Origin of the sequence: Archangium sp. (genome assembly GCF_036388035.1) — a bacterium.
Classification (GTDB): domain Bacteria; phylum Myxococcota; class Myxococcia; order Myxococcales; family Myxococcaceae; genus Archangium.
In genome coordinates this window covers 1-24,751 of sequence record NZ_DASVSO010000230.1, presented here as the reverse complement: position 1 = coordinate 24,751, position 24,751 = coordinate 1, and the positions used below count along the sequence as shown (strand labels likewise).

21 protein-coding genes are annotated in these 24,751 nt (G+C 70.9%); 13 read left to right on the top strand and 8 right to left on the bottom strand.

Going from position 1 to position 24,751, the window contains the following annotated elements:
- Positions 1 to 1,107: acyltransferase (locus tag VF697_RS10095; RefSeq protein WP_331093697.1), on the bottom strand; the 1,107-nt coding region annotated here is incomplete at its 3' end.
- 340 nt (positions 1,108 to 1,447) lie between these two features.
- Between VF697_RS10095 and VF697_RS10090 the strand changes: the two genes are divergently transcribed.
- From VF697_RS10090 to VF697_RS10075, 4 genes are all read left to right on the top strand, one after another.
- Positions 1,448 to 2,488 carry an Rpn family recombination-promoting nuclease/putative transposase gene (locus VF697_RS10090; RefSeq protein WP_331093695.1) on the top strand — a complete coding sequence of 347 codons (1,041 nt, stop codon included), beginning with the start codon at positions 1,448 to 1,450 and terminating at the stop codon, positions 2,486 to 2,488.
- A gap of 440 nt (positions 2,489 to 2,928) precedes the next feature.
- Positions 2,929 to 3,426 carry a hypothetical protein gene (locus VF697_RS10085; RefSeq protein ID WP_331093693.1) on the top strand — a complete coding sequence of 166 codons (498 nt, stop codon included), beginning with the start codon at positions 2,929 to 2,931 and terminating at the stop codon, positions 3,424 to 3,426.
- On the top strand, positions 3,423 to 3,911 hold the full coding sequence (locus VF697_RS10080; protein WP_331093691.1) for a hypothetical protein: 489 nt from the start codon (positions 3,423 to 3,425) through the stop codon (positions 3,909 to 3,911). Before VF697_RS10085 ends, VF697_RS10080 begins: the two co-directional genes overlap by 4 nt.
- A 251-nt stretch (positions 3,912 to 4,162) precedes the next feature.
- A complete protein-coding gene (locus tag VF697_RS10075) occupies positions 4,163 to 8,077 on the top strand; it encodes a kelch repeat-containing protein (RefSeq protein WP_331093689.1) in 3,915 nt (1,304 codons plus the stop codon).
- Between the two features lie 47 nt (positions 8,078 to 8,124).
- Here the strand turns inward: VF697_RS10075 and VF697_RS10070 are convergent, their stop codons facing one another.
- Complete coding sequence (locus VF697_RS10070) at positions 8,125 to 9,666, bottom strand: alkaline phosphatase D family protein (protein WP_331093687.1); 1,542 nt, start codon at positions 9,664 to 9,666, stop codon at positions 8,125 to 8,127.
- Between the two features lie 456 nt (positions 9,667 to 10,122).
- On the opposite strand from VF697_RS10070, the gene VF697_RS10065 reads away from it, so the two are divergent.
- From VF697_RS10065 to VF697_RS10045, 5 genes are all read left to right on the top strand, one after another.
- A complete protein-coding gene (locus VF697_RS10065; protein WP_331093685.1) occupies positions 10,123 to 10,512 on the top strand; it encodes a phage holin family protein in 390 nt (129 codons plus the stop codon).
- Between the two features lie 130 nt (positions 10,513 to 10,642).
- Positions 10,643 to 11,185: a hemerythrin domain-containing protein gene (locus VF697_RS10060; protein WP_331093683.1), complete on the top strand. Its 543-nt coding sequence runs from the start codon at positions 10,643 to 10,645 to the stop codon at positions 11,183 to 11,185.
- A gap of 64 nt (positions 11,186 to 11,249) precedes the next feature.
- Entirely contained in the window at positions 11,250 to 12,530 is a 1,281-nt protein-coding gene (locus VF697_RS10055; protein ID WP_331093681.1) for a hypothetical protein, read from the top strand.
- Between the two features lie 41 nt (positions 12,531 to 12,571).
- Positions 12,572 to 13,534 carry a DMT family transporter gene (locus tag VF697_RS10050; RefSeq protein ID WP_331093679.1) on the top strand — a complete coding sequence of 321 codons (963 nt, stop codon included), beginning with the start codon at positions 12,572 to 12,574 and terminating at the stop codon, positions 13,532 to 13,534.
- A gap of 91 nt (positions 13,535 to 13,625) precedes the next feature.
- Entirely contained in the window at positions 13,626 to 14,726 is a 1,101-nt protein-coding gene (locus tag VF697_RS10045) for a hypothetical protein (protein ID WP_331093677.1), read from the top strand.
- Positions 14,727 to 14,733: 7 nt separating this feature from the next.
- Here the strand turns inward: VF697_RS10045 and VF697_RS10040 are convergent, their stop codons facing one another.
- The 4 genes from VF697_RS10040 to VF697_RS10025 all read right to left on the bottom strand — a co-directional run bounded on the left by VF697_RS10040 (position 14,734) and on the right by VF697_RS10025 (position 19,233).
- Positions 14,734 to 15,771: an alpha-hydroxy acid oxidase gene (locus tag VF697_RS10040; protein ID WP_331093675.1), complete on the bottom strand. Its 1,038-nt coding sequence runs from the start codon at positions 15,769 to 15,771 to the stop codon at positions 14,734 to 14,736.
- A 35-nt stretch (positions 15,772 to 15,806) separates the two neighbouring features.
- The gene (locus VF697_RS10035) at positions 15,807 to 16,364 is read right to left on the bottom strand and encodes a hypothetical protein (protein WP_331093673.1); all 558 of its coding nucleotides are present in this window, start codon (positions 16,362 to 16,364) and stop codon (positions 15,807 to 15,809) included.
- A 221-nt stretch (positions 16,365 to 16,585) separates the two neighbouring features.
- Positions 16,586 to 18,010, bottom strand: coding sequence for a pre-toxin TG domain-containing protein (locus VF697_RS10030; protein ID WP_331093671.1), 1,425 nt, complete (start codon positions 18,008 to 18,010; stop codon positions 16,586 to 16,588).
- A gap of 119 nt (positions 18,011 to 18,129) precedes the next feature.
- Positions 18,130 to 19,233 carry a spore photoproduct lyase family protein gene (locus VF697_RS10025; RefSeq protein ID WP_331093669.1) on the bottom strand — a complete coding sequence of 368 codons (1,104 nt, stop codon included), beginning with the start codon at positions 19,231 to 19,233 and terminating at the stop codon, positions 18,130 to 18,132.
- Between the two features lie 126 nt (positions 19,234 to 19,359).
- Between VF697_RS10025 and VF697_RS10020 the strand changes: the two genes are divergently transcribed.
- Complete coding sequence (locus VF697_RS10020) at positions 19,360 to 19,713, top strand: hypothetical protein (protein ID WP_331093667.1); 354 nt, start codon at positions 19,360 to 19,362, stop codon at positions 19,711 to 19,713.
- Positions 19,714 to 19,766: 53 nt separating this feature from the next.
- Here VF697_RS10020 and VF697_RS10015 read toward each other — a convergent pair whose 3' ends face one another.
- Positions 19,767 to 20,852 carry an aldo/keto reductase gene (locus VF697_RS10015; RefSeq protein WP_331093665.1) on the bottom strand — a complete coding sequence of 362 codons (1,086 nt, stop codon included), beginning with the start codon at positions 20,850 to 20,852 and terminating at the stop codon, positions 19,767 to 19,769.
- 417 nt (positions 20,853 to 21,269) lie between these two features.
- On the opposite strand from VF697_RS10015, the gene VF697_RS10010 reads away from it, so the two are divergent.
- The 3 genes from VF697_RS10010 (at position 21,270) to VF697_RS10000 (ending at position 24,498) form a co-directional block, all read left to right on the top strand.
- Positions 21,270 to 22,115 (top strand): aldo/keto reductase, encoded by an 846-nt coding sequence (locus tag VF697_RS10010; RefSeq protein WP_331093663.1) that lies wholly within the window; start codon positions 21,270 to 21,272, stop codon positions 22,113 to 22,115.
- Between the two features lie 130 nt (positions 22,116 to 22,245).
- Entirely contained in the window at positions 22,246 to 23,742 is a 1,497-nt protein-coding gene (locus tag VF697_RS10005) for a methyl-accepting chemotaxis protein (protein WP_331093661.1), read from the top strand.
- 156 nt (positions 23,743 to 23,898) lie between these two features.
- Positions 23,899 to 24,498, top strand: coding sequence for an imm11 family protein (locus tag VF697_RS10000; protein ID WP_331093659.1), 600 nt, complete (start codon positions 23,899 to 23,901; stop codon positions 24,496 to 24,498).
- A gap of 9 nt (positions 24,499 to 24,507) precedes the next feature.
- Here VF697_RS10000 and VF697_RS09995 read toward each other — a convergent pair.
- On the bottom strand, positions 24,508 to 24,751 hold a 244-nt coding region (locus VF697_RS09995), incomplete at its 5' end, for an amidohydrolase family protein (protein WP_331093657.1).

Here is a 24,751-nt window from a genome sequence, read left to right as displayed (position 1 = left end):
GGGAGTCTCGGCGGGAGCGGTGCTGGGCGCCTCGGAGGCGGCGTGCCCGCGCCAGTCGAAGCGGCCCTTGAGCTTGAGGAACCAGCTCTCGAAGTAGCGGTAGCTCAACCCGGCCACGAGCACGCTGAGGGCGAGCGTCAGCACGAACTGGACGGCGGTGCCCTGGCCCGGCACCGCGCGGCGCACCCCGTTGAGCACGAGCATGTGCAGCAGGTAGATGCCGTAGCTGACGGTGCCGATGTAGCGCACCCAGGGGTGGCTCATGGGGGCGGAGAGCGGCTGCTGGGCGCGGATGCAGGTGGCCACCACGAGCGACACCATGGTCAGCGAGGTGAGCCAGGCGGGCGCGTCGTGCCACGCCACGACGCCGAGCAGCACCCCCATCAGGGCGGGCACGCTCCACACCTGACCGAGCACCGGGTACACGAGGCCGAAGCCCCTGGGCGAGTGCACCACGTAGGCGGCGAGGCACCCCATGCAGATGGAGGCGGAGAGGCTCGAGAGCATGCGCACGCCGAGCAGGCCCCCATCCAGCAGCCCCTGGGCCACGAGCACCGGCGTGCCGAGGGCCGCGGTGAGCAGGCCGCACATGAAGAGCACGGGCACCCAGGCGCGCCGGGACAGGCGGATGACGAGGGGCCACATCAGGTAGAACTGCTCCTCGGTGGCCAGGGACCAGGCGAAGTAGAAGATGACGCGCTTGTCCGGGTGCTGCGGGACGAACCAGTTGGACGTGTAGGTGAGGAAGGCGGGCAGGTTGGAGAAGAAGTCGCCACGCACCACGGCGTCCTTCTCGGCGAGGAACACCACGACGGCGTAGAGGCCGAGCACCGCGTAGTACAGGGGGAAGATGCGCAGGGAGCGCCGGGCGAAGAAGCCGCGCAGCGAGATGCGTCCCACCTTGTCGCGCTCGCGCAGCAGCAGCGTGGTGATGAGGAAGCCGCTGATGGCGAAGAAGAGGGCCACGCCCAGGTAGCCGCGGCCGATGAGGCCCTCGTGGGTGGCGGCCACATGGTAGGCCACCACGGCCACGATGCTCAGGCAGCGCAGGCCATCCAGACCCGCGAAGAAACGGGCGCTCAGGAAGTCGTTGTAGGCGGTTCGCACGAAAGTTCCCCTCGGCCCGGAGGGTCTAGCAGTGATGGACAATTTCACGCGAACGATACGTGCAACCCGTGCTCCCCTCCAAACAGGGGCACGGCGGACGTTCTGCGACACGCCATGACATGACCGCGAAGGCGGTTCACGCGGTGTGAGGCGAAGCGGGCAGGCAAGGCCGGCGAAGGGCTGGGTGAGATGTCGGGAGGGCAGGGACGCGGGGTGCGGGTCCACCCGCGGGCATGAGCGCCACCGCGAGGACGTCACCCCTGCGAGCGGCCGGGCTGGGAACCTGGGAGGCGGGGTTGGGATGCCTTTGGCCCGACGCGTGCTTGAGGCGCGGCTCGCCATGTCGGGACCGCATGACCTCTTCGCCCGCTACACCTTCGGCCACCCCGAGCGGGCCGCGGCCGAGCTGCGCGCCGTACTGCCCGCGCATGTCGTCTCGGAGGTGGACTGGGCGTCCCTGCGGCGAGAGCCCGGCAGCGTGGTGGACCCGGAGCTGCGCGAGACCGAGAGCGATCTGCTCTTCACGGCGCGACTGCGCACGGGTCACCCGCTGCTGCTGTATGTGCTGCTGGAGCACCAGTCCTCGGTGGACCCGTGGATGGCGTTGCGCATGCTGCGCTACGTGGTGCGCCAGTTGGAGCGCTGGCGTCAGGAGCACCCGCGGAGCGAGTTGCTTCCGCTCATCATCCCGCTCGTCATGTACCACGGGCCCGAGGGCGTCTGGACGGCGCCGCGCCGGGTGGAGGACCTCTTCGAGTTGCCGGAAGGAGAGGAGACTCGGGAGCGCTGGCGAGCGCTGGTGCCGCGTTTCGAGTACCTCCTCGATGACCTGACGGCCGAGAGGGAGGAGGCACTGAGCGCGCGTGCCGGCCCGCCGCTGGCGAGGCTGGCGTGGCTGGTCCTCCGTTACGGACGTACCGGGGAGCTGGCCCAGAAGTTGCCGGACTGGGTGGCGCTCTTCACGCAGGTGCAGGCAGGCCCCGAGGGCGCCGAGCACCTGGTGGTGGTCGTCCGCTACCTGTTGATGGTGGGAGACGAGGCCGTCCGTGACACGGCCGGGCGGGTGTTACATTCAGTGCTGGGTGAGCAACGAGCGGAGGAGCTGATGCAGAGCTATGGCGAGAAACTCATCGAGCAGGGACTCCAGCAGGGCCTGGCGAGGGGTCGGGAGGAGGGGCGGAGGGAGGGTCAACGGCAGGGGCTCATTCAAGGGCGTACCGAGAGCATCCTGCGGATTCTCACCGTGCGCGGCATGCACATCGATGAGGAGGCCCGACAGCGCATCCTCACCTGCACGGACCTGGCCACCCTCGACCGCTGGTTCGACCGGTCCCTGACCGCCACCACCCTCTCCGAAGTGCTGGACGACCTCGCCCAATAGACGTGCGAGTCCGGACACCGCGCGGAGCACCTGGCGCCTCTGGCCCGGAACCCAGGGCCGCATGACCTTTGTCCTGGGGGATGGGAATGGCCAGCCACTCGGCGACGTGCTCCGCCGTGGCCACGCGGATGGGAAGGATTCGCTTTGACGGTGGAATGCCTCCTCGGTCACATTCCCTGACGCACCGCGAGTGAAGCGCGGGGCGTCTGTGCGTCAGCGCCGAGGGGGCATTCGTGAGAGACAGGGTACGCGAAACCGGGGTGGGCTGGTCCGTCTGGCCGGGGTGACCCTGCTGGGGTTGCTCGTCCTCGGAGGTGCGGGATGTGGCGGCACCGTTCCGGATGACGTCCCCGAGGAGCTGCCCGCGAGCACTCCGCCGCCCCCCGTTCCGTCCCCGGTCGGCACGCCGCCGTCCGGCACCAGTGTGTTGCTCCACCGGCGTGCCCGTCTGGAGCAAGCTCCTCGAGGTGGGGGACAAGGTCCACAACCTCCCCTTCATCGCGGTGGATCGCGACGGCAACGTGGTGGTCGCCGGGAACTTCTCGGGCTCTCTCGGGGTGGAGGAGGTGACCCTCGCCGCCGGTACGGGCGTGACGACGCCCTTCGTGGTGAAGCTCTCCCCGAGCGGGGCCCTGCTGTGGGCCCAGCGCTTCGAGACCCTGTCGTCGTTGAAGGCGGCCTACGTGGAGGGGCTGGCCACCGACCCCGCCGGGAACGTCGCCGTCACGGGCCATTTCTCGGGCTCCGTGCGGATCGGCGACGTGACGCACGCCGCGTCCTCGAGCAACGCCTTCTACGTGACGAAGCTCGCGGCCAGCACGGGCTCGCCGCTCTGGAGATGGATGTCTTCGTGGCGAAGCTCGAGGGCGGCACCGGACGCGCCCGCTGGGTGCGGAAGGTCGGCACGGATTCGACGCTCGAGATGCACCCGAGTGTGAACCTCGACAAGACGGGCAGCGCGTGGGTGCTGCAATGGACCGCGGCGGCGTCGTTGGTCCTGACGAAGCTCGACGGCGCTGGCGCGGTCCTCGCGAGCCGCCCGCTGACGGTGTCGGCGGGGGGTGGACTCATCCCGCCCCGTGCGTGGCGCGTGGCCTTCGAGCCCTCGGGAAACCTGGTGCTCGCCGGGACGGGCCAGGGCGCCGTGGACTTCGGAGGCGGGGCACGGGTGTTGGGCTCCGCCCGGGGCGCGTTCGTGGCCCGCTACGACGCCAACGGGGGGTATGTGGCGGACAGGACTTTCGTGGCGACGGGGAGGGGCACGTCGCCCATCGGCTTCGCCTTCGGCAATGGCGTCGCCGTGGATGCCTCGGGCAACGTGGTGTTGGGGGGGAGCTTCTTGGGCAACCTGGACTTGGGAAGCAGCCTCCTGTCGAGCTGCGGCTACCACCCCTTCCTGCTGAAGTTCGACCCTACCCCGTGACGGGAGGCACGTTCTCGGTATTCCCAGACACAGACGGAAAACCCAGCACTGTCGGCTCCACTGTGGACACATGTATGTCAAAGATTTGTTTTGACGGTTGAATGACCCCTCTGTGACATTGCCAGACGTGCTGCGCGTGAAGCGCGGTGCGTCTGTTTGTCACGAATCGAGGGGAATGCGTGAGAGACACTGGGTGCCTCGTGGATGGCAGGGATTGCGGCGGACAGGGCAATTCCTGGAGTGCCGAAGGCGTGGGAACGCGGGACCGGAGAGGACCGGTTCCCCTGGCCTGGGTGACACTGCTGGGGCTGCTCGTGCTCGGCGCTTCCGGGTGTGACAGCTCCCTCCCGGGAGCGCGGGACGGGCAGGACTCCAGCGGTGCCTCTCACGTGGCACGGGCGCTCGCGGCGGACGAGGCCCGGTGGACGGCCACGGGCCAGCTCGCGCTGGCCCGGCTGCTGCACACGGCCGCGCCGCTGCCCTCGGGCAAGGTGCTGGTGGCCGGTGGCTACAACCCCTCCTCGGAAGTGTATGACCCGGCGGCCGGCACCTGGGCGCGCACGGGCGACACGCGGGTCTCCCGCCGCTCCCACACGATGACGGCGCTGGCGGACGGGCGGGTGCTCATCGCCGGTGGCGAGGACTGCCAGTCCGGCACGAGCGCCGAGGTGTATGACGCGGCCTCGGGCACCTGGGCCTCCACGGGCAACATGGGGACGTGCCGCGCCCGGCACGCCGCCGTGGCGTTGCCCTCGGGCCGGGTGCTGGTGCTGGGCGGCACGGATGGCTCCGGCCGCACGCTCTCCTCGGCCGAGCTGTATGACCCGGCCACGGGCACCTGGACGCGCACGAGCGACCTGCGCACGCCCCGCGCCAACGCCACGGCCACGCCGCTGGCCTCGGGCCGCGTGCTGGTGACTGGTGGCGACAACGGTGGGGTGCTGCTCGGCTCGGCGGAGGTGTACGACGCGGCCACGGGCACCTGGACGGCCACGGGCTCCATGGGCCGGGGCCGCCGCTTCCACACGGCCACGGCGCTGCCCTCGGGCAAGGTGCTGGTGGCGGGCAACGATGGCTCCGAGCCGGGGCCCTCGGCGTCGGCCGAGCTGTATGACCCGGCCACGGGGACGTGGACGGCCACGGGCGCCATGGGCAGTCCGCGCCGCGCCCACTCGGCCACGCTGCTGGCGGACGGCAAGGTGCTCGTCGCGGGCGGCTACCACGACTACACCGGCATCTCGTCCTCGGCCGAGCTGTATGACCCGGCCACCGGGAGCTGGGGCTCCACGGCCTCCCTGAGCGTGAACCGCTACGGACACACGGCCACGCGGCTGGCGGATGGTCGGGTGCTCGCGGTGGGTGGCTTCAGCACCGGCAACCAGGCCTCGGCCGAGCTGTACGTGAGCACGCCCCCGCCTCCTCCTCCCCCGGTGGGCACGCCGCCGTCCGGCACCAGTGTGTTGCTCCAGGTGGTGGATGGCGCGGGCAACCCCCTCGCCCACGCGGCCGTGTCCGCGCGCGACTCGCTCTTCCCCACGGACAGCTCCGGGCGCCTGCTCCTGGAGAACCTGTCTCCCGGTCGCTTCCTCGCGCGGGTGGATGCGCTCGGCTTCACCTCCGCTTCCGTCGTGCTGGAGCTCGGCGAGGGCGCCCACCTGGGCCACCAGGTGAAGCTGCTGCCGCAGGGCGAGCCCATCCCCTTCGAGGCCAGCACCGGGGGCGTCATCGACACGCCCGCCGTGCGCGTCTCCATTCCGGCCAACGCCGTGGTGAACGCGCTCGGCGAGCCCGTCACCGGCACCGTCGAGGTCACCGTCGCGCCGTTGGACCCCACCACGCAGCTGGGCTCCATGCCCGGTCCGCTGGAGGGCACTACCTCGGCGAGCGGCGGACAGGTGCAGCTCGAGAGCTTCTTCATGGCCGAGGTGAGCCTGTGGGCCGATGGCGCTCCCGCGCAGCTCGCGCCCGGTGCCTCCGCCACCCTGGAGTTCGTCCTCCCGGACGCCCTGGCCTCCCAGTTCCACGTGGGGGACACGGTGCCGGCGTGGTGGTTCGACCTGGACGCGGGCCTCTGGCGCCAGGAGGGCGAGGGCACCCTCCAGACCTCGCCGGCCCACCCGGGCAAGCTCGTGTGGGTGGTGCAGGTCAATCACTTCACCTGGTGGAACTGCGACGCACCCATTACGGACAGGAGCTGCGTGGACGTGCTCGTCGTGGACGACACGGGCGCGCCCATCCCCAACGCCTCCATCCGAGCCGAGGGCCTCAGCTACTCGGGTTTGAGCTCGGGCTACACCGGTCCCGGCGGCAAGGCCTGCATCGAGATCAAGCGAGGCCACACCGCGAAGGTCTCCACCGGCACGCCCGGCCAATCCGGCTACATGTCGGCGGTGGTGACGGGCAGCGCGGCGGCGAGCCTCTGTGGGCGGGACACCTGCACGCCCGTCCGGCTCGTGGGGCGCAGTCCCATCTGCACGCCCGGCGCCTACGAGACGTGCGCCTACCCGGGGCCCGCGGGGACGCTCGGGCAGGGCGTGTGCCGCGCCGGCCGGAGGCAGTGCGCCATCGACGGCCTGGATTGGAGCGCCTGCATGGGCGAGGTGCTGCCGGTGGCCGAGTCGTGCCGCAGCCCCTTCGATGAGGACTGCGACGGCGCGGTGAACGAGGACTGCACCTGCTCCGACCTGGAGGGCCTGTCCTGCTACACCGGTCCCGCGGGAACGCAGGGGCGTGGCCAGTGCCGCGGTGGCACCGTGGGCTGCGGGCTGTTCGGCGACGTGGCCTGCGTGGGTCAGCGGCTTCCCCGCCCCGAGGACTGCTCGACGCTCGGGGATGAGGACTGCGATGGCGTGGACACGTGCCCGGTCGTCAACCAGTGGTTCTGGTCCGCGATGCTCGCCGAGCCGGCATGCGCCACGGGGGACGCGGCCATCGATGCCCTGGAGGTGGACGGCTCGGGCAACACGCTCGTGCTGGGCCAGCTGGATGGCACGCTGAACCTCGGCGGCACTTCGGTCACGGGGGGCGGGAGTGACCTCTTCGTGGCGAAGTTCAACGCCAGCGGCGTGCCTGTCTGGGGCGTGGTCCTCCAGTCGCTGGGGATGGTGGAGGGAAGCACCCTCCGGGTGGACGGTGGTGGCAATGTGCTCATCGCCGGGACTTTCAGTGGCACCCTGAAAGTCGGCGGGGTGAGCCTCACCAGCGGGAGTGGGAGGGGCCCCTTCGTGGTGAAGCTCTCCCCGAGCGGGTCCGTGCTCTGGGCCCAACGCTTCGAGTCCTCCGAATGGGCTCCGGTGGAGGGACTGGCCACCAACCCGGCCGGGGACGTCGCCATCTCCGGGGCCCTCAAGGGCTCGCTGCGCATCGGGGGCGTGGAGCACTCCGCGAGCGTGAGTGGGCGCTCCGCCGTCTATGTGGCGAAGCTCGAGGGCGGCACGGGCACACCGGCCTGGAGCAGGAGCTACCAGCACACCGACTATATGCAGGACACGGATGTCGCGCTGGATGAGGCCGGCAACGTGCTCTTCGTGGGGAGCTTCTTCGCGATAGAGGGGTTCTCTCCGCTCGAGTTCGACGGGACCGTGCTCACCAGCTCGCCCATGGGACCGGACATCTTCGTGGCGAAGCTCGGGAGTGGCACGGGCAACGCCCTCTGGGTGCGCAAGGGCGGCTCGGACATGACGGTCGACCTGTACCCGCAGGTGAAGGTCGACAGCTCGGGGAGTGTGTGGGTGCTGCCCTGGGTTCCGCCGGGGGCGGTTCTCCTGACGAAGTTGGACGCCGGAGGCGAGGTGGTCGCGAACACCTGGTTGGCGTCATGGGGCATCCAACAGCCCACCGTGTGGAACGCGACCTTCGGTCCCTCGGGAAACCTGCTGCTCTCCGGGTGGGCGTATGGCCCCGTGGACCTGGGAGGAGGGTCTCAGTACGTGGACGCTCCCGCTGCGTTCGTGGCCTGGTACGACGCGAGTGGGGGGTACGTGGCGGACAGGCTCTACCGCGCCGTGCCCGGGATGGGCGCCGTCTTCGGCACCGGGGGGGGGGTCGATGCCGCGGGCAACGTGGTGTTGGGCGGGTATTTCCGCGGCACCGCGGAGTTTGGAGACGGCCCGGTGCGCACCTGCAACCAGAGCCCCTTCCTGCTGAAGTTCGACCCCACCCCGTGACAGGGGACCGAGCCGCCCTGGCGTAGGAGGGCGGCTCGGTGGATCTCTCAGAGGTTCACCAGCTCCATCTCCAGCGGGTGAGAGAAGCCCTCGGCGTGGAACTCGACGCGCAGCTTGCGCTTCGGGTCCCACTGCGTGCCCTCCCCGGGCCCGAGCTTCAAGAGGGCGAAGTTGCGCTTCCACAGGATGCGCGTGCCGGGGTTGCCGGGAATGGGCATCAGCGCGCCCTGAATCTGCTGCCCTCCCGCGAGGCTGTGCCGCACGGGCTTGGCCCCCTGCCGGATGATGAGCGCCTTGAGCCCCGAGGGCGCCGGGTGGGCAATCCCCGACGAGGTCACCTGGTAGAACTCCGGAGCGCTGCCGTTGGGCAGCGTGTGGATGGAGCTCCAGATGCGCGCCACCGCCCCCACGTGCGCGTCACCGCCCAGCAGCGTCACCTCCACCTCCGGGCGGTCCACCATGAAGTCGAAGAGATTCACCAGCAGCCGCCGGCACTCGGCGAGGTTGTTGGGCGACACCCAGTTGTCGCGCAGATCGTCCCTCGCCCCGAGCAGGTCCCCCGTCATGTCCGAGATGGCGAGCCCCGCGGACACCTCCGCGTGGACGACGGGAACGCCCGTGAGGACGTAGAGCCAGCGCAACGTCTTGTCCGCCCTCCAGGCTTCGAGCACCGTCTCGAGCACCTTGAGCTGGTTGTCCCCCAGGACGCTCGAGCGCTCGTAGTTGCGCTTCGAGCGCCCATCCAGCAGGACGAACCCGATGCCGTGCGAGCGGAAGCAGGAGATGAAGGAGTCGTTGGCCGGCACCTGGGTGCCGTCCCGGTGCTGGAGCCAGGCCGGATCCAACGGCGGGTTGTTGACGCCCTGGAAGTCCCGGAAGGCCTGCGCCGCCGCCTGGAAGTAGCGCTGCGAGCCCGGCAGGTCATCGTCGTCGTTCGAGCCGTAGCCGTCATAGATGTCGTGGTCGTCCCACATCATCACGGAGGGACAGCTCGCGAGCACCCCGCGGATGTCCGGGTTGTCGCCCCACAGGCGCACGTACTCCTCGCGGTACTCGGCGGTGAGCGCGTCGAGCGGGGGCCGCGAGTCATGCTTCTCGTGCCAGCGCCAGATGTCGTCGGCGTAGACCTGGTCCCCGCCGTGGATGAGGAGGTCCACGCGGCCCGCGTCGATCTGCGCCCGCAGCCGCCTCCACATGTCGAAGCGGGTGCGCTCGTCCGAGTGCTCGATGGCGTTGCAGCTCAACAGGACGACGCGCAGCGGCCGGCTGGAGTCCGCGGGCAGCAGGCGGACGGAGTGACGGCGGGAGGCCTCGGCCAGGAGCGCCGAGGGCATGGATGCTGGAAGCCCGAGCGGCGCGCAGTCCACGGCGTAGCGGAGGGTCGCTCCCGGTGTCAGCCCCGAGAGCTCGAAGGTGCCCATCCGGTAGGGAGCCGCTTCCCGGAGCATGAGGGTGGTGAGCTGCTCTCCCCCTTGTGCCTGTGTGGACCAGGCCAGGTGCGCCACCTGGACGTTCGCATCCGCCACCACGGTGATTCGCGCGCTCGTGCTCGTGCAGGCTCCCACGAAGAGCGCTCGTGCCTCGGCCATTGGGCGTATCCCCCTACTCCCTGTCACGGGAGCGCGAGCATCTTGAACCCGTCCACCCGAGCCGACAGCGGCAGTCCTCCCAGGGTGTCCGGCAGGGTACAGACCACGCGGCAGGACGAAGAGGCCCGCCCGGATGAATGAGGAGCAGCCAGCCCTCCGAGCACGGGGGCCTGGGCCTCCATCGCTTGCGCAGTCAGGCGGGCTCGGGCCTGGCTGCCTTGCCTTGCCGGGAACCGTTCAGGGTCCCACGTTTGACCCGACGGAATGGGCTCTGGGAGGAAGGGATGCCGCAGTGGGGGTGAACGCGAGGGCGGCGGATGTGGCGCCGAGGCTGTTGTTCGGGGTGCTCGGCCGCATCTGAGGAGGCGCCAGGTCGAGGCGCTCCCGGGTGCTGGGGGCGACGCGAGGTGACGCCGCGCGGCGTCGGTCGAGAGGAGGAAGGCCGTGGAGAGCCGGATGACTCCCGAGGCGGACTTGTCGACGAATGAGCTCGTCCGCCGGGCGATGAACGAGGCGCGACTGCTGGCGAAGGCGGAGCTGCTGCACGCGAAGGTGGAGCTCACCCAGGAAGTGCGCGCGGCGCGCACCGCGGGTGTGTTCGCGGGAGGCGCGGCGGCGCTGACGCTGGTGGGGCTGGCCCTGCTGCTCACGGCGGGAGCGGCGGCGCTGCCGTTGCCCTTGTGGGCGGGGGCGCTCCTCATCGCGGGCGGGGTGCTCTTCCTGGCGGCGGTGTGTGGGGCGGTGGCCTGGGCGAAGCTGCCGAAGCGGCCCATGCGGCACACGCTGGAGCGGCTGTCGATGGACCTGGAGGAGCTGCGCCACCAGCTCGAGCTCACGAGGCACTGAGGGGATGAGGTGACGGGAACCGGAGCGCAGGTCCTGCGGGCCCGCGCAGTTTCTGCGCGCCTGCCGTGTGACGTGGCTCGGGGCGGGCGCGTGGATCAGCCATTGCACCGCCCCTGGCGCTGTCATGCTCATGTACCTGCCCCTCCCGTCCTCCACTGCCGCTGCTTCCCGGCGGCGGGATGCCTTCCAACTCCTGCTCGAGTCTCATGGGCGGATCCGCTTCTTCATCGAGCGGGCGGTGCGGGTGGCGCGGCTGTCGGACATACCCGCGGGAGAGCGGGAGGAGGCCATTACCCGGGTGGAGCGCTACTTCACCGTGGGGCTGCCCCTGCATGAGGAGGAGGAGCTCCTGCTGGCCCACCGTCTGCGGGCGGCCCGTCCCTCCACGCGCTCGCTGGATGCGCTGGAGTGGATGTCGCGGCAGCATCGCGACATCGAGGCCCTGCTGGAGTCGCTGCTCCCGCGCTGGCGGCTGCTGCGTGAGTCCCCGGAGCGTCACGCGGAGCTGGCCACGGAGCTGATGCGAGACACCCTGCGGTTCGCGGACCTGATGGAGGCGCACCTGCGGCTGGAGGAGTGTGTCATCTTCCCAGAGGCGCGCACGGTCCTGTCCGTCGCGAGTGTGACGGCGCTCGGCACGGAGATGCGCACCCGGCGGGGGTTGAGGCCCTGATAGCGTGCCCGGCGCGCGTCGGAGCCATGCCGGCTCGCGCGGACATCTCCCGGAGACATTGAGAATGCGGCTGCGCACGACCCTCCTGCTGGGCCTGTTGACCGGCTGTGCCACCCCGGCCTCCTCCAGGCCCGCGGCCCCCCCCGACAGCCCCGCCGCGGCCCCCGCCCCCTCCGAGTCCCCGCAGCCGGCGCCGGCTCCGGCCAGCCCCCCCGCGCCGAAGGTGGACCTGAAGGCGCTCGCCGCGCGCGAGGTGCCGCCGCTGTCCAAGCAGCAGGTGTCCGCGCCGGATGGCTCCTTCACGGGCGAGGTGGAGGCCGCGGCCGCGCCCTCCTTCCAGCAGCAGCAGGGCCTGCTCATCCTCAGCATCCCCCTGGGCACCAGGAGCCCGCTCACGTGCTTCGTCTACGCCGAGCCGCTCGACGCGGGCGGGGCCCTCTACCGGATGCTGGAGATGGCGGGGCAGCACACGGACATCCAGCTCGCGCGCACCACGGACGTGCGGCTCATCGCCGACACCCCCACCGTGTACGCCGAGGCGCAGTACCTCGTGGACACCCCGCGCGGGAAGGCGGCGGGCCTGGCCAAGCTGATGGTCCACCCCCAGGACCAGGTGCCCCTGGTGTGCTCGCACGACGAGCTGGGGTACTCGGAGAGCTTCCAGCGCATTACCGGTGGGCTGGCCGCCTCGCTCAAGAGCGCCGGGGAGAAGAAGCCCGCCCCGCGCTACTCCGAGTTCCACGTCCTGCGCGTGCAGGGCCACCCGGTGGGCTTCGAGAAGCGCACCGTGCGGGATGCGGCGGGCGGCTCGAAGCTGACGGAGGTGGAGATGAGCCTCTTCTTCCCGCGCTCGCCCAAGGAGCTGATGGTGCAGGACACCGTCTCCACGGAGCTCGCGGACAAGGAGGGCCGGCTGGTGGCGCGCGACTACGCCCGGGCCACCAACGGGGAGCTCGACATCCAGATGTCGCTCGAGCAGGTGAAGGGCCGCGAGTACCACTACGAGGGCAAGCACAGCGGCAAGGACCTGAAGGGCACCTTCACCGCCGCGCAGGAGCTGGCCACGGACCCGGGCACCGCGCGCCTGCTGCGTGAGCAGCTCGTGCCGGGCAAGAAGAAGGAGCTGACGCTGCAGGCCTACAGCCCCTCGGCCAACCCGGTGGCGCCGCTGCCCCAGGTGTGGCGCAAGGAGTCCCCCGAGGGCCGCGAGGTGACGGTGGAGACGGGCCCCGTGAAGGCCACCCTCACCGTGGACGCCCAGGGCATGGTGGAGAAGGCCGTGGTGCCCGTGGGCAACAACCTCGAGATGGTGCAGGAGCGCGTGAGCGTCACCGGCTCGCCCTGAGTGCGTGGCGCGGCAGCCGCGCGCGTGGTACTGGCGCGGCCATGTCTGTCCCCGGCGCCTCCCGCGCTCGCCTGTCCCTCGCCTACATCGCCTGCTTCGCCCTCTGGGGCTCCACCTGGTCCGTGGTGAAGCTGGGCCTCGAGGACCTGCCGCCCCTGCTCTTCGCCGGCTCGCGGATGATGCTCGCCGGGCTGGTGCTGCTGCCCTTCAGCGGCCTGTTGCGCGTGCGGCTGGGGGCGCGCACCTGGGGCCTGCTGGCGGGGGTGGGGGTGCTGCAGATCGCCCTCCCCTACGCGCTGCTCTTCATCGCCCAGCAGTGGATTCCGTCGAGCTGGTCCGCGCTCCTCTTCTCCACCTACGCGGTGTGGCTGCTGCTGCTGGGGCGCCTGCTGCTGCCGGACCAGCCCCTCACGCCCGCCAAGCTCGTCTCCGCGGGGCTGGGGCTCGCCGGCATCCTCGCGCTCCAGCACGAGCACCTGCGGGGGCTGAGCCTCTCCGGACACGTGGTGCTCGGCTGCCTGCTCACGCTCGTGGCCACCCTCTCCATCTCGCTGGCCAACATCCTCGTGCGGCGCTCGCTGGGGCACGTGGCCACGGGGCTCTCGGTGTGCGTGCAGACGCTGAGCAGCTCCGTGCTGCTGCTGGCCGGCGCCTTCGCCTTCGAGTCCCACCTGCCCGCCCACTGGACGCCTCGCGCCCTGCTCGTCATCGCCTACCTCGCCGTGGGCGCCACCGCCCTCACCTACCAGCTCCTCTTCTGGCTGCTGCCGCGCGTGCCGCTCGCCGTCGTCGGCGCCATGCCGCTGCTGGACACCCTGGTGGCCGTGCTCCTGGGCGTGGTGATGCTCGGCGAGCGCGTGGACTCCTCGCTGCTGCTGGGCGGGCTGCTCATCCTCTCCAGCGCGGCCCTCGCCAACTTCGCGCCCGCCTCCTCCTCGGAGGAGGAGCCCCCCGAGGAGCCCTCCTCCCAGCCCGAGGTGCCCGCGCCCCAGCGGGCGGCCTGAGCCCGGGTTTTCCCGCGCCTCGGGTCCGGGATAACCTTCCCGGGGCATGCGGACGTGCGGCGACAATCGGTGGTGGAGTGATGGCGCGAGGTTGCGCATCCGGCATGAGCGCGGGACGAAGGAGCTCCTGGCGGGGCTCTCCTGCCTGCTCCTCTCCGCCGGGCTGACGTACTTCTTCTGGTGGGTGATGGAGTGGACCGAGGTCCACCTCCTGCTCATCCCGTTGCTCACCTTCGGCTACGGCCTCTACAGCGCGCTGGGCGTCTGGGAAGTCACCGTGGACACGGCGCGTGGCCGGGTCTCCTGGGCGGCGGGACTCGGGGTGCCCCTCTTCCGGCGGACGTTGCTGCTGACGGCGTTCGACCGGGTGCAGGTGCACACCGTGACGTCCGCCCGCGGCTGCATGGTGCAGCTCGTCGGAGGGGACTCGGAGCCCCACCTGCTGTCCGGGAGCGATGACACCGCCGAGGCCATGGCGCTGGCTGAGGCCGTGGCCCTCCACACCGGGCTGTCCTTGCAGGTGGGGGATGGGCGGGTGCGCGCGGTGGGCGAGCCGGCCGCTCCGGCGGTCGCGCGGGAGGAGCCGCCCCTCCAGGTTCCGGTGGGCTCTCGCGTCGAAGTGCGCGAGGCGGGGGGCCAGCTCGAGGTGCGGCTGCCCGCGCCCGGCTGGCAGGGCGGGTTCCTGTCCTGGGCCTACGCCGGCGTGGGGCTGTGGGTGGCTCCGTGCGGGGTGATTGGCTACCTCCTCACGTTCCCCCTGGCGCGGGACTACCTCGTGTGGCTCGTGGGATTCGCGCTGGTGCCCTTCGTGGCGGGAGGCGTCTTCCTGCGCAGGGCGCTGGTGGGAGCCCGCACCACCTGGCGCATCACCGTGTCACGGCCGGGGCTGGAGGTGGTGCGCGCGGGGAGCGGCGCCCCCCAGTCCACCCGCGTCCCGGCGAGGCTCCTCCAGGAGGTCGACGTGCGCGAGCTCCAGGACAGGGCCGCCGGGCTGGGCCTCTTCCAGGAGGCCACCTGCCCCCTGCTCGTCCTCGAGCGGGAGGACGGGCCCCAGCTCGTGCTCGGCGCGGGGCTGCCCCGCCGGGAGCTCGAGTGGGTGGCCGCGCGGGTGCGTCAGGAGGTGGCGAAGCTGGCCGAGTCCCGGCGCCAGGAGCGGAGCGCCAGTCCAGCTCCGGCCCGCGCTCGGGTGTGAGGGGCGCTCAGGGACGGCGAGGCGGGGCGAGCAGGTCCGCGCCCACGCGGGAGAGGTCCGGGGCTCCGGCGAGGGCGAGCGCGTGGGCGGTGTCCTCGCGCAGCGAGTCGAGCACCTGACGCACGCCGTCGGCGCCCCCGGTGGCGAGCCCCCACAGCACGGGCCGGCCGAGGAGCACCGCGCGGGCCCCGAGGGCGAGGGCGCGCAGCACATCTCCACCGGAGCGCACGCCCCCATCGACGAGGACGGGGACGCGGCCCCCGGTGGCCTCCACCACCTCGGGGAGGGCCTCGGCGGTGGCGAGGGCCCCGTCGAGCTGCCGGCCCCCGTGGTTGGAGACGATGAGGCCGGCGGCGCCGTGGTGGAGACACTCGCGGGCGTCATCGGCGCGCAGCACGCCCTTGACGAGCACGGGCAGGCCGGAGTCCTCGCGCAGACGGTCGAGGTCGGCGAAGGAGGTGTCGGGGGCCTGCTCGGCGAGGGAGCGGTGGGTGAGGCCCTCGAGGTTGACGAGGAGCTCCTCGTCGGGGAGCGGGAGGGCGGAGTCGCCGCGGTTGCGACGCTTGCGGCCGACATAGGGGGTGTCGCCGGTGAGGACGAGGGCGCGGGCACCGGCGGCGACGGCGCGCTGGACGAGGGCGCGGGTGAGGCCGCGGTCGCGAAAGACATACACCTGGAACCACCAGGGCCCGGCGAGGGCGGCGACGTCCTCGATGCGGCGGGAAGCGCGCGAGGAGAGCACGAGGAGGGAGCCAGCCTCGCGGGTGCCCCGGGCGGTGGCGAGCTCGGCCTCGGGGTACGCGAGCGAGTGGAAGGCGGTGGGGGCGACGAGCACGGGGGCGGCGAGCTTCACGCCGAGCAGCTCGGTGGAGGTGTCCACGGAGGACACGTCGCGCAGGATGCGAGGGCGGAGGCGGAGGCGGGCCCAGGCGGCGGTGTTGTCCGCGAGGGTGGACTCCTCGCCCGAGCCACCGGCGTAGTAGTCGAACACGGCCTGGGGAAGCCGCTCGCGAGCCAGGGCCTCCAGCGCGTCGTACGGGAGCATGGCCCGGGAGCCTGTCACATCCACCGGGCGGACGTTCAGCTGGCGCTCACCGGTTCGAGCACGGGGACCCGGGACGGCTTGAGGTGGCGTGCGTGGTCGTAGAAGCACTCGGGCCCGAGGTGCTCGATGAGCGAGCGCTCCTGGGCATTGCCCTGCTCGGTGCCGGCCTCGGAGGGGAGGGGGTAGGGCTGGACGAGCACGGTGCCGTTGCCGAGGTCCTGGCGGTACTCGGCGGGGAGCGAGGCGAGGCGCTCGCCGAACATGCGCACGAAGGGAGGCCCGAAGAAGTTGCGCCAGAAGAGCCCGGCGAGCCCTTCGCTGTAGTTGCGTACAGTGAAATCGAGCCTCTGACCCACCTCCTCGGGCACCAACCGCTGGGTCTTGCTCTCGATGTCCTCAGCGAGCCCCGCGAAGGCCAGAGGGGAGTGCAGGAGCCGCATGAGCTCGGTCACTTGCTGGATGTGCGCAGCACGCCAAGCGGGTTTGTGGGTCACCTTGGGGTGGGTGAATATGTCGAGCCTGCCAAAACGGCGCTGACTCTCGGGCCTCGCTGGGGAAAAATAGAAGAAGTCCTGGTCGGTCCTGGCGGCCATGCATAGGCATTCGTGCTCCTCATAAAATGCGAGGAGCACATCGACGTCGATGTGGTTCGGGTTCAGCTCATGCCTGAGCGTGCCTGTGCCGTAGCGAATGGGGGTGAACCACCGATACTGCTCGAGGCCGAGCCGGAGGATCTCACGCACGACAGTGGACGAGAGAAGGCCGGGGGGCAGTGCAATGTGCGTTTCGAAGTGCCGCATGAGCGAAGTAACCCCTACGGGTAGTACCTGATGGCAGCTTCGCCATCCCGGAGGAGATCTTCCAGCGCTTGTTGGAGGGGCTTGGTGAGCCGGGTCTTTCCCGACGAATGATTCGCAGAGCGGATCCACAGCTCGAGGTGGCCTCCGTGCTCCTGCACATACTCGATCATCGCCTTGAGGTTTCCCGTGTAGGCCAGCTCCTGGCGGCCCTTGGCCTCGATGAAGCGGTAGGGTTGGCCCCACACCAGCTCACCAGGGTTGCCGCGCACCGAGTCTGGGATGAAGCCCTGTTCCATCCTGCCCGGCGGAGGCATCATCATCGCGGCGTTCTTCTCGCAACTCTGGGCCTTGAGGATGGCGTCCTCGAAGGCACTGCCCGCGGGCTTGTTGGCAATGATGGAGCGATAGAGCCGCTCCCACTCGGGGTTCACGGCATAGGAGAAACGCCGGTACTTGCCCGGGTGGCGGAACTGGTAGTCCACCCAGCGCTGGGCGAGGTGCTCGGGAGACCCGGGCAGCATCCGAGTGCCGTCCGCCAGGGTTCGTGCGCCCAGGAGCGGCAGCTTCTCCCCGCGACGCAGGCTCTCCGCGGCCTCGCTCAAGGGCTTCTCCAACTTGCCGGCCACCCGCTCCAGGAAGGCCAGCTCCTCATCCGCCAGCGTCCCGCCCCTGTCCGCGGCCCGTTGGAGGACGCGCTCGATCTCCCTCACCTCCTCGGCGCTCAGGTGGGAGGCGACGCGGGAGAGCACCTGCACCTCATGCAGGCTCCTGCCGGTGACGAGCGCGACCCGGCCCAGCGTCTCCTCTCCGCCCTTCGTCAACAGCTTGCCGTTGGCGAAGGGCAGCACCACCCCGAGCACATGAATGAACCGCTCGGTGTCGCTGAGCGGATGGCCGGTGAAGCTCTCGCCCGTGATGGCCGCCGCCAGGTCCGTCGCCTCACCGAGAAGAGGCGTGAAGCCGATGAGCAGCTCCGCCACCAGCGCTCGCTCGGTGTACGTGTCCTCGGGAGGCGGTGTGAAGTCGAGGTGGGGCGGGGCCCGCTTGCCCAGCTCGATGGCGGTGGCCAGGGCCGAGCGACTGGCCAGCAGGTAGAGGGCCACTTCAGAGGGACTGCGCCGCGGGAAGTCCGGATCCTCGGTATGGGAGTACGCCCACGCGAGCGTGGCGCGCACCAGGGCATCCAGGGACTTCTCGCGCAGGGGGTGCTCGGTGAGGAGGTGGCCGGGAGCGATGCGCCGCAGGTGCGCGGCATGCGTCTCCATCAGCCGCATGCCCCATTGGAGGTACTCCTCCAGCTTCTCCTCCACCGCCTTCCAGTGCTCGGCCTCCTCCGGGCGCGGGGAGCCACGAGAGGCCCGAGAGGCAGCGAAGCTCGAAGAGGGAGCCTCCCGGTGGAGGCTCGAGGTGCCTCCCGTGTCGTAGCGCAGGGTGCCCATGCGTGGCCCAGGTGCGGCACAGGCCCCGAGACACAGCAGCACCAGTGTGGCGATGGAGCACGGTGGGGCGGGGGCTATCCGGTTCGAGCGAGGGGCCAGCACGGCTCCACGCTATGCGCCTAGAACGCGTAGCGCACGCGGCAGTACGGCAGGCGCCGCGCGAGCAGGCGCAGGAACTCCTCGACGAGCTGGCCCTTGTAGCCGGTGCGGTAGCGCACGTTGGCGCCGCCGCCCTGGGACACCTTGGCTTCCTGAAGCTCCGGGCGCCACAGCAGCTCCTCGGCCTTGGGGTGCCAGCGCAGGTTCACCTCGTGCAGCCGCTCGTTGTGGGTGAGGAAGATGACCTCGGCGGCCAGCTGCTCCTTCGCCTTGGCCCCAAGCGTGTCGTCCACCTGCTGGAAGAGCGCGTCATAGGCCTCCTGCCAGCCCTCGTGGATGACGACGGGCGAGAAGTTCAGGTGCACCTCGTAGCCGGCGGCCACGAAGTCGTCGATGGCGCCAATCCGCTCGGAGATGGGGCTGGTGCGCACGTCGAGCAGCTTCGCCTGGGCGTGGGGCATGAGGCTGAAGCGGATGCGCGTCTTGCCTCGGGGCGCGTAGGAGAGCAGCTCGCGGTTGACCCACTTGGTGGCGAACGAGCCCATGGCGTTGGGCAGCGTGGTGAACAGGCGCACGAGGTCGCGCACGTTGTCGCTCAGGGCCGCGTCGGCCGAGCAGTCACTGTTGCAGCCAATGTCATACACCCAGTAGCGCGGGTCCACGCTGTTGGGCTCCGTCTTCGGCCCGAGCCTCCCCGCGTGGCGGCGGATGGCCGCGGCGATCTGCTCGAGGTTGACGAAGAGGGTGACGGGGTTGGCGTAGCCCTTGTTGCGCGGCACGTAGCAGTAGGCGCAGCTCATCACGCAGCCATTGGCCGTCGAGGGCGGGAGGTAGTCCGCGCTGCGCCCATTCGTCTGGAAGGACATGGACTTCTTCACACCGAGCACCAGCGTGGTGCCCTTGATGCGATTCCACGCCTCGGCGTTGCCCTCGTTGCCGAAGAGGCCGGGGATGTTCCAGTGCGAGCGCACCTCCACCCGCTCGGCGTCGGGGAAGCGCGCGAGGATGTCGCGGCCGCGGGCGAAGTGCTCGACCTCGGGCTCCAGGTAGATGCGAGACACGCGCAGCAGCCGGTCGATGGGCCCGGGTGGGGGCGGCGTGGGGGGAAACAGGTCCAGGTTCATCACGGTCCAGGAGAGATGCGCCAGAGGCGGCCCCGTTCCAGGCCACCGTCACCCGGTGGATACGCGGAGCGGCCATCGCCTGGACGTGAGTTATCCCTCCCGCGAGGCCTGGGCTAGAATGGCCGCATGCCCCCCGATGAGCCAGGAATCGCCCCCGTCATCCGGCTCCCGCTGAAGCGGAGGCCCACGCGCGAGCAGGAGGCGCGCCACGAGGAGCTCCTCCTGGCCCGTCTCCAGGCGCGCAAGCTCCGCAGGCTGAAGCTGAAGGTGGCGCTGGTCGGTGTGGCGCTGCTGGGCCTGATGGGCACGGGGCTGGTGATGGCGGTGGACTCGACCGATCTCGACGGGGGACCGCTGGTGGGGGAGGACGCCTCCTCCGAGGACGCGGCGCCCTTCGCGCCCTCGCAGGCGGAGAGCAGTGACACCCCCGCGGGCTCCGCCTGGTTCTCGACGGGCGGAGGCGGGCCGCGCGGCCGCTGAAGCGGACCCGGCCGGGCCCGGACTGACACCCGGCCGGGGTGAGGCGGGAGGGACTAGTACCGCTCCGCGTCCGTCTTGGGCAGGAAGGGCATCGTGGGCGGGGTGACGCCGTTCACGGTGATTCCGCCATGCATGAACGAGGGCGAGCCCTGGAGGAAGGCGGCGGGGAAGTTGAGCGTGGGCTGGGAGACCTCGTCGAGCGCGGCCACCTGGGCGGGGGTGAGCTTCACGTCCAGCGCGCCCAGGTTGTCCTCGAGCTGCTCCAGGGTGCGCGCGCCGATGATGGTGGAGGTGACACCGGGGCGGTTCTGCACCCAGGCGAGCGCCACGTGGGCCGGCGTGTTGCCCAGCTCCTTCGCCACGCGCTGCAGCACGTCGATGATGGTGTAGGCGCGCTCGTTGAGGCTGCTCTCCACCCAGGCGCCGCGGTTGGCCTTCACCTTGCCGGCGTTCTCCCGGGTGTACTTGCCGCTGAGCACGCCGCTCTTCAGGGGGGACCAGGGCGTCACGCCCAGGCCCAGCTCCTGGGCCGCGGGGATGAGCTCGCCCTCCACGGTGCGCTCCAGCAGCGAGTACTCAATTTGCAGTCCCACCAGCGGCGTCCAGCCGCGGAAGTGCGCGGTGAGCTGCGCCTGCGCCACCTTCCACGCGGGCGTGTCCGAGAAGCCGATGTAGCGCACCTTGCCCGCGCGCACGAGGTCATCCAGCGTGCGCATCGTCTCCTCGAGGGGCGTGTGCCTGTCCAGGGCGTGCATCCACAGCAGGTCGATGTAGTCCGTCCGCAGGCGGCGCAGGGACTCGTGGGTAGCGGCGATGAGCGACTTGGCGCCGGCGCCGCCGCCGTTGGGGTCTCCCGGGAAGAGGTTGCCGAAGAACTTGGTGGCGATGACGACGCGGTGGCGCTTGGACGGCGTGTGGCCCAGGTGGTCGCCGATGATCTTCTCCGAGTGACCGCGGGTATAGGCGTTGGCGGTGTCGATGAAGTTGCCGCCCAGCGCGAGGTAGCGGTCGATGATGGCCTTGGAGGTCGTGACGTCGGAGCCCCAGCCGAGGTCATCGCCGAAGGTCATGGCACCGAGGCACAGGGGGCTGACGCGCAGGCCGGAGCGGCCCAGGGTGACGTAGTGGTTGAGAGGCATGGTGTGGGGAGACTCCCGGTGAAGGGGGGCCGAGTGCTAACGCGTCCACACACCGGGCGCCACAAGTGCGCACCCGCTGTCATCGCGCCCGCGCCGGCTAGACGCCGAGGGGCTGGCGGCGCTCGGCGAGCACCCCCGGGCCTCGCCGGAGCGGATGGCCTTCTGGCGCGGCCTGGAGCCGGGCTGGCGCCTCTTCGAGGAGACGCGGCGCCCGCCCCGGGTGTCGGTGGACCCGCGCACCGGCGCCTCCGCCGTGAAGCCCGGGCGCTAGCGGGGCGCGGGGGACGACCTCCCGCGCACCAGACGTTGGCTCTCCAGGGGGAAGACGCGGCGGTGTGCGCCAGGGAACGCAGGCGAGCGGACGGACGTACCGGGCCGGGGCGGGAGTTGCGACGCTGAGGCCACGGGGGAGACACCATGGAGAAGCGCGTCTTCGGGAACACGGGCGTGGCGGTGCCGGTGCTCGGCCAGGGCACTTGGCAGATGGAGGGCGATGACCGGGCGAGCGCCCTGCGCTCCCTCCAGGTGGGGTTGGACCTGGGGCTGACGCACGTGGACACCGCGGAGCTGTACGGCTACGGCGAGGTGGAGGAGCTGGTGGCCGAGGCGCTCGCCGGGCGGCGCGACGAGGTGTTCCTCGTCTCCAAGGTGATGCCCAACAACGCCACCTATAATGGGACCCTCCAGGCCTGCGAGCGCTCGCTGAAGCGGCTGAAGACGGACCGCCTCGACTGCTACCTGCTGCACTGGCCGGGGGCACACCCCCTGGCGGAGACCCTGCGTGCCTTCGAGCGGTTGAGGGAGGACGGAAAAATCCGCGCCTGGGGGGTGAGCAACTTCGATGTGGACGACCTGGAGGAGGTGCTGGCGCTCGCCGGGCCGGGGCGGCTGGCGTGCAACCAGGTGCTGTACCACCTGAGGGAGCGGCACATCGAGCACCGGGTGCTGCCGTGGTGCGAGCGGCACGGGGTGGCGGTGGTGGGCTACAGCCCCTACGGGAGCGGGGACTTTCCCGAGCCGGGCAGCGCGGACGGGCGGGTGCTGGCGGAGGTGGCGCGGGCGCACGGCGTCACCCCGAGGCAGGTGGCGCTCAAGTTCCTCACGCGGCGTGGCCCCCTCTTCGCCATCCCCAAGGCGAGCCGCGAGGCGCACACCCGGGACAACGCGGCGGCGGACGGGCTGCGGCTGACGCGGGAGGAGCTGGCCCGGCTGGAGGCGGCCTTCCCCCCCGGGCCGGTGCAGCGCGAGTTGCCGGTGGTGTAGGGAGAGGGACGCTCCAAGGTCGCAGGGAGGGCAGGCAGGCGAATGCGGGCGCCGGAGAGGGCGCGGCGATCTGATACGGTGGCGGCGACGGGAGTCGGAGCGTTGGTCTCTGGACCCCGTGGTAGGGCACATGGAAACCACCCCCCGTTCCCCCCAGGCCCAGGAGGCCTACCGCCAGTTCCTGCTCACGCGAGGGCCGTCCCGGCTCCGCCACCTGGCCCTTCTGGGCCTGGTGTCCACGCCCGTGCTCTTCGCGCTGGACGTGCTGTACGTGATGGGGGCTGGTGGCGCGCAGGCGAGCCTGGCGCACATGGCGCTGGCGCGACTGCCGTGGCTGCTGGTGCCGCTGGCGCTGGAGTCGCTGCGGCGGGTGGTGGAGGAGCGCCACCTGCCGGCGCTGGGGTTCTGGTGCGCGGCGCTGTTCGCCATCGGCAACGAGTGGGCCTTCTACCGGATTGGCACGGCGGGCTCGGGCTACCATGTGGTGATGGTGTTCCTCAACGTGCTGACGGGGCCCTCGGTGCTGCCCATTGGCCGGGGGGCGCGCTTTGGCTACTACGGACTGCTGACGTTGGCGCACATGGTGTTCAACCTGGTGCTCTCGAGCGCGCCGCTGACGACGACGCTGGCGCTGGACATCACCCTGCTGCTCGGCCTGCTGTCGGTGGGCTCGCTGCTGGAGGCGCTGCACCGGGGGCACCGCAAGCAGTTCCACCTGCGGCGGGACATGGCCGAGGCGATGCACGAGCTGCATGCGTCGCGGGGCAAGATCGTGGAGACGGGGCGCACGCTGGCGGGCTCGGCGCAGGTGCTCTCGTCGACCATCTCGGAGATGTCGCAGCAGGCCTCGCACGTGCGGACGGCGGCGCTGCGCATTGCCGCGGCGAGCGAGCAGATGGCGAGCGCGGCGGGAGCGCTCTTCCGGCACTCGCGGGCGAGCGCCACGCAGGCCGAGGAGGCGCAGCGCTACACGGGCGAGGTGGACACGCTGGTCAGCGGGATGGAGACCAGCATGAGCGACATCGCCCAGGCGGTGGGGCGTAGCGCGCAGAGCGTGCAGCGGCTGGAGGACAGCTCGGAGCGCATCCACGGCTTCGTGGAGACCATCCAGGAGATGGCGGCGGCGACGAACATGCTGGCGCTCAACGCGGGCATTGAGGCGGCGCGAGCGGGGGAGCACGGGCGGGGCTTCGCGGTGGTGGCCAAGGAAGTGGGCAAGCTGGCCGAGGAGTCGGGGCGCAGCTCGGGGCGGATTGGCGAGGTGGTGGGCGGGGTGTCCAAGCAGATGGCCGAGACGCTGCAGGCGGTGGGGCACATCCGCGAGACGACGGCGCGCTTCCAGCCGGTGCTGGAGTCGGCGAGGACGACGCTGCGCTCCATCCGGGAGATCGTGCTGCAGAACCAGCAGCTGATGGAGAAGAGCTCGGGCGAGGCGGAGCGTCAGGCGGAGCAGACGACGCACATCTCGCAGGGGTGCGCGACGCTGCTGGAGTTGGTGGACACGTACTCGCAGATGGGCACGGACGTGACGGCCACGGCGCTGAAGCTCGGGAAGATGGCGGACGAGCTGCGCAAGCTGCTGCCCGAGGACGTGAAGGACGCCGCACCCGAGTCGCGGGCGAACTGAGCCTCGGGAGGTGCGGCGTGTCCTTGCGTCCCGGTGACTCGCGCTGGCGAGGTGCGCGGCTGCGCCCCGAGTTGGGCGGCTGGGCGCTCATCGTCCTGTTCCTCCTCACGGCTCAACAAGCTGGTCACCCGGACTCGGTGACGCGAGGAGTGCGAAGTGACGACGCGCTATTTCAGGCTGAACGAGGACATGACCGACCCAGGACGATGGCTGCTGGGCACCCCTATCGACGCGGAAGGACGGGAAGCCGGGTCGTGGCTCTTCATGCGCGGACAACCCACCCAGGTTGAAGGCCGCCTTCGCGTTCCCATCTACCATCCTGGCGAGGCGCTGGACTTCTCGCTCGCGGATGCGGGGGGCTTTCCCGTGGTCACCCAGAAAGTGGCCAGCGTCCTGGCCGAAATGGCTCCTGGCGACGTCCAGCTCTTCCCCGTGACGGTGGAGTCGCGAGCAGAGCCTTACTTCCTGGTCAACGTCGCGCGCACGGTGAAGTGCATCGACGACAAGGCCTCCGAGGAAGTGCGTTACTGGATGTCGGAGGATGGGCAACCCGAAAGGGTCGGTGAGTACCGCGTCGTCGCCGGAATGCGCATCGCACCCTCCCAGGTGGCCGACGCGAAGGTGTTCCGTACCTGGGGATGGCGAGTGGGCCTCGTTGTCGCCGAGGACATCAAAGAGGCCCTCGAGCGCACAGGCGCAACGGGTCTGGAGTTCACGGACGTCACGGGTCCTGACGCGGCCCACTCCGTCGAGTGACCGCGTCCGCTACCGGGCGACGGCGGAGGGCGCCGGGCCGCGGTCGTTGCGGTACACCACGCCCTCCTTCATGACGAAGAAGACCTGCTGGGTGCGGCGGATGTCCTGGAGGGGATCTCCCGGCACGGCCACCACGTCGGCGAGCTTCCCGGCCTCCAGCGTCCCCAGCGAGTCCTGGAGCCCGAGCAGCTCGGCGTTGACGCTGGTGGCGGCGCGCAGGGCCTCGGCGGGCTTCATCCCCGCGTCCACGAGC

Bases quoted from the DNA above. Each gene is read 5' to 3' on its own strand.
- VF697_RS10090 (WP_331093695.1), top strand. From the start codon at position 1,448: ATGTCGGGACCGCATGACCTCTTCGCCCGCTACACCTTCGGCCACCCC.
- VF697_RS10070 (WP_331093687.1), bottom strand. From the start codon at position 9,666: ATGGCCGAGGCACGAGCGCTCTTCGTGGGAGCCTGCACGAGCACGAGC.
- VF697_RS10065 (WP_331093685.1), top strand. From the start codon at position 10,123: ATGACTCCCGAGGCGGACTTGTCGACGAATGAGCTCGTCCGCCGGGCG.
- VF697_RS10060 (WP_331093683.1), top strand. From the start codon at position 10,643: ATGTACCTGCCCCTCCCGTCCTCCACTGCCGCTGCTTCCCGGCGGCGG.
- VF697_RS10055 (WP_331093681.1), top strand. From the start codon at position 11,250: ATGCGGCTGCGCACGACCCTCCTGCTGGGCCTGTTGACCGGCTGTGCC.
- VF697_RS10050 (WP_331093679.1), top strand. From the start codon at position 12,572: ATGTCTGTCCCCGGCGCCTCCCGCGCTCGCCTGTCCCTCGCCTACATC.
- VF697_RS10040 (WP_331093675.1), bottom strand. From the start codon at position 15,771: ATGCTCCCGTACGACGCGCTGGAGGCCCTGGCTCGCGAGCGGCTTCCC.
- VF697_RS10035 (WP_331093673.1), bottom strand. From the start codon at position 16,364: ATGGCCGCCAGGACCGACCAGGACTTCTTCTATTTTTCCCCAGCGAGG.
- VF697_RS10030 (WP_331093671.1), bottom strand. From the start codon at position 18,010: ATGGGCACCCTGCGCTACGACACGGGAGGCACCTCGAGCCTCCACCGG.
- VF697_RS10025 (WP_331093669.1), bottom strand. From the start codon at position 19,233: ATGAACCTGGACCTGTTTCCCCCCACGCCGCCCCCACCCGGGCCCATC.
- VF697_RS10020 (WP_331093667.1), top strand. From the start codon at position 19,360: ATGCCCCCCGATGAGCCAGGAATCGCCCCCGTCATCCGGCTCCCGCTG.
- VF697_RS10015 (WP_331093665.1), bottom strand. From the start codon at position 20,852: ATGCCTCTCAACCACTACGTCACCCTGGGCCGCTCCGGCCTGCGCGTC.
- VF697_RS10010 (WP_331093663.1), top strand. From the start codon at position 21,270: ATGGAGAAGCGCGTCTTCGGGAACACGGGCGTGGCGGTGCCGGTGCTC.
- VF697_RS10005 (WP_331093661.1), top strand. From the start codon at position 22,246: ATGGAAACCACCCCCCGTTCCCCCCAGGCCCAGGAGGCCTACCGCCAG.